We start from the raw sequence: 3,736 nt of genomic DNA on the forward strand, positions 1-3,736 counted from the left end.
GGCGTTCGGGGCCACGATCCCGAACGCCCGGCCCTCCTGCGGCACTTCACGGCGTGTACTTGTACCCCACCCGCCGCACCGTCTGGATCGAGCCCCTGCGGGTCGCGCCCAGCTTGCGGCGCAGCCGGGCCACGTGGACGTCGACCGTCCGGCCGTCGCCGACGTGCCCGTAGCCCCAGACCGTCGTGACCAACTGGTCGCGTGTGTGCACCCGGTGGGGGTGCTGCACCAGGTGGGCGAGCAGCTCGAACTCCAGGTACGTCAGGTCCAGCGGCCGGCCGTCGACCGCGGCCGTCCGCCGCTCGGTGTCGACCTGCACGGGACCGTCCGCCACCGCCCCCGGCGCCTGCGGCTCCACCGCCGGCACTAGGACCAGGTACCCCACCATCGGCGGCCGGCCCGCCGTCGCCGGCACGGTGTGCTCGGGAGCCGGCAGCCACGTCGTGCCCGGCGGCAGGAACTCCGCCAGCTGCGCGAACTCCGCGGCCTCGTCGGGGTGCACCGCCCTCAGCCGCGGCCGCGGCGGCGTCCCGGTGCGGGGCTCGGTACGTGCGGGAAGCGCGGAAACACTACGGGTGTTCGCCATCTCGGATCAGCTCTCTCGGGAAGACATCGTCTGTGGACGTACGTCATCCGCGCCGACCGAAGGCCCGCGGAACCGATCGGGTCCCACCAGGGCTTTAGAGGGCCTGCGCGTTCTCCCTGGGCCGACACACCCGGTCGAAGTCGTCATGCTGCCGGGAAGGCCAGAACGGCTCACGGTCGAACCGACCGTGCGAGGCGTTCCGGGGGGCAGTCATGCGCCCCATTGAACCAGAGGTCCCCACCACCTGGACCACCCCTCTCACAAGCTGGTACGGCGAACGGGGGCACGGGGGGCGCACGTGGGCACCGACCGGAACTCCCCGCCGCGCGGCGCCGAGCTCTTGGCCGAGCGGGCACGAACTCTTCGCCGAGCCGGGCCGAGCGGGCAGAAATCTCAGCCCGGCGAGGGGGTACCCCCTGGTCCTTCAGACCATGGGGGAGTTCGAGGCCGCGCGGCCGGAGGCCGTGCATCCGCGGCGGAGCCGCGAAGACCCGTCGCCGCCGCCCGAGGCCAACGCAGGAAACCGGCCCGGGCGCAGGCCCGAACCGGTTTCGCGAGCGCCCCGCGAGAGGGCGGGGAGGCGCCACGTCCCCCGTACGCGGCGGCCCCGCCCCCGGGCGGGACTAGACCTGTCCGGCCTTCTCCAGCGCCGTGCAGCACGTGTCCACGATCAGCCGCGTCACCACGTACGGGTCGACGTTCGCGTTCGGCCGCCGGTCCTCGATGTACCCCTTGCGGTCCTGCTCCACCTGCCACGGGATCCGCACCGAGGCCCCACGGTCCGACACCCCGTAGCTGTACTCGTTCCACGGCGCCGTCTCGTGCAGCCCGGTGAGCCGCTCGTCGATGCCCGCCCCGTAGTTCTTGACGTGGTCGAGCGGCTTGGACCCCTCGCCCAGCGACTCCGCGGCCGTGATGATCGCGTCGTACGACTCCCGCATCGCCTTCGTCGAGAAGTTCGTGTGCGCCCCCGCCCCGTTCCAGTCCCCCTTCACCGGCTTCGGGTCGAGCGTCGCGGAGACGTTGAAGTCCTCCGCCGTGCGGTACAGCAGCCAGCGCGCGATCCACAGCTGGTCGGCGACCTCCAGCGGGCCGACCGGCCCGACCTGGAACTCCCACTGGCCCGGCATGACCTCCGCGTTGATGCCGGAGATCGACAGGCCCGCCGTCAGGCAGTGGTCGAGGTGCTTCTCGACGATCTCGCGCCCGAAGATCTCGTCCGCGCCGACGCCGCAGTAGTAGCCGCCCTGCGCCGCGGGGAACCCGCCGACCGGGAAGCCCAGCGGCCGCGAGCCGTCGAAGAAGGTGTACTCCTGCTCGATCCCGAAGATCGACTCCTGCGCGGCGAACTTCTCCGCGACCTCGACCAGCGCGGCGCGCGTGTTGGAGGAGTGCGGCGTCATGTCGATGTTCAGGACCTCGCACAGCACGAGGACGTCGTCGCCGCCGCGGATCGGGTCCGGGTACGAGGCGATCGGCTTGAGCACGCGGTCCGAGGCGTGGCCCTCGGCCTGGTTGGTGCTGGATCCGTCGAAGCCCCAGATCGGCAGCTCGGCGAGGTCGCCCGAGGTGCCGGCCATGATCTTCGTCTTGGAACGGAGCTTGGCGGTCGGCTCGGTGCCGTCTATCCAGATGTACTCAGCCTTGAACGTCACGGAAGCCATCCTTAGGTGCGGGTCCTGCGAAGCTGCGGCGCAGCCTGTCAACACGCGATTTCCCGACCGTTGCCCAGGTGTGAACCCCGTGTTACTCGTCACCCCGCTCGGGCACACTGGCCCCGTGACTTCTCCCGCCGCAGGACGAAACGTACGCATCGGACTTCTCGGCACCGGCCCGTGGGCCTCCGCCGTCCACGGACCGGCCCTCGCCGCGCACCCCGGCGTCACGCTGACGGGCGTGTGGGGCCGCCGCCCGGAGGCGGCCGCCGAGCTCGCGGGGACGCTCGGCACCCGCCCGTACGCCGACGCCGACGCGCTGTTCGCCGACAGCGACGCCGTCGCCGTCGCGCTCCCCCCGGACGTGCAGGCCGAGCTCGCGGGCCGGGCCGCGGACGCCGGCTGCCACCTGCTCCTGGACAAGCCGCTCGCCACCACCACCGCGGCCGCCCAGGACGCGGCGGCCCGCGCGGAGGCCGCCGGCGTGGCCTCCGTCGTCTTCTTCACGCTGCGCTTCGCGGCCGGCAGCGCGGCCTGGATCGACGAACAGGCCGCGCGCGGCGGCTGGTTCACCGCCCGCGCCCAGTGGCTCGCCCCGCTCTACGCGCCCGGCTCCGACAGCCCGTACGCCGCCTCCCCCTGGCGGCGCGAGCGCGGCGGGCTGTGGGACGTCGGCCCGCACGCGCTGTCCGTGCTGCTGCCGGTGCTCGGCGACGTCACCACGGTGACGGCCGCGCGCGGCCCCGCCGACCTCACCCACCTCGTCCTGCGGCACACCTCCGGCGCGTCCAGCACGGCGGTGCTCTCGCTGCACGCGCCGACGGCGGCGGCCGGCTCCACCGTCGAACTCCTCGGCGCGGACGGCGCGTTCAGCCTTCCCGAGAAGCAGGGCGAGAGCGCCGAGGCGGCCTACTCGCGCGCCGTCGACGCGCTGCTCGCCGCGATCGCGACGGGGGAGCCGCACCCCTGCGACATCCACTTCGCGGCCCGGGTCACGCAGATCCTCGCGGCGGCGGAGACGTCGCTCGGATAGGGCGTCCGCGACGCGCCGGCCCCGCCTCCTCCACGGGTCACAACCGCCCCTCCAGACCGCCCCGATACCCGTCTGGCCAGGGCCTTCTGTCAGTGGCAGCAGCTAAAATAGAACGTAGTTCGAAAGGGTTCGCGACCCCAGGAGGATGCCCGTGCCCGCTGCCGCTGCACTGCTCACCCAGTCCGTTCCGCCCCTGCCGAAGAAGCGCCTCCCGGCGGGCCGGCCGCGCGCGTGGTACGTCGCGCACAACCGCCGCCTGAAGGCCATGCGACTCGCCATCGCGCTGCTCGACTCCGGGGTGTACCGCCCCGAGCGCGCCGACGACGGGACGATCCACGCGATGGCCGAGCGGATCGGCGTCCACCCCCCGTCCCCCACCACCTGCCGGATGGTCCGCCACCTGATCCGCTACGGTCGCTGACCGTCGCGACGCACGCTGCCCGCCACCCCTCGCCGGAGGGG

At 73.2% G+C, this 3,736-nt stretch carries 4 protein-coding genes; 2 read left to right on the forward strand and 2 right to left on the reverse strand.

The window, feature by feature from the left end; all coding sequences use genetic code 11:
- Positions 1-46: 46 nt before the first annotated feature.
- Positions 47-586 (reverse strand): winged helix-turn-helix domain-containing protein, encoded by a 540-nt coding sequence (locus ACFWEG_RS28530; RefSeq protein ID WP_387220873.1) that lies wholly within the window; start codon positions 584-586, stop codon positions 47-49.
- Positions 587-1,209: 623 nt separating this feature from the next.
- Positions 1,210-2,241: a glutamine synthetase gene (gene glnII / locus ACFWEG_RS28535; protein ID WP_387220876.1), complete on the reverse strand. Its 1,032-nt coding sequence runs from the start codon at positions 2,239-2,241 to the stop codon at positions 1,210-1,212.
- A 124-nt stretch (positions 2,242-2,365) separates the two neighbouring features.
- On the opposite strand from glnII, the gene ACFWEG_RS28540 reads away from it, so the two are divergent.
- Together ACFWEG_RS28540 and ACFWEG_RS28545 are read left to right on the forward strand one after the other, a co-directional pair.
- Positions 2,366-3,274 carry a Gfo/Idh/MocA family protein gene (locus tag ACFWEG_RS28540; protein ID WP_387220878.1) on the forward strand — a complete coding sequence of 303 codons (909 nt, stop codon included), beginning with the start codon at positions 2,366-2,368 and terminating at the stop codon, positions 3,272-3,274.
- 145 nt (positions 3,275-3,419) lie between these two features.
- Entirely contained in the window at positions 3,420-3,695 is a 276-nt protein-coding gene (locus ACFWEG_RS28545) for a hypothetical protein (RefSeq protein ID WP_387220880.1), read from the forward strand.
- The last annotated feature ends 41 nt before the right edge of the window (positions 3,696-3,736 follow it).

The sequence above is a fragment of the Streptomyces sp. NPDC060194 genome, from assembly GCF_042728285.1.
Lineage (GTDB): Bacteria > Actinomycetota > Actinomycetes > Streptomycetales > Streptomycetaceae > Streptomyces.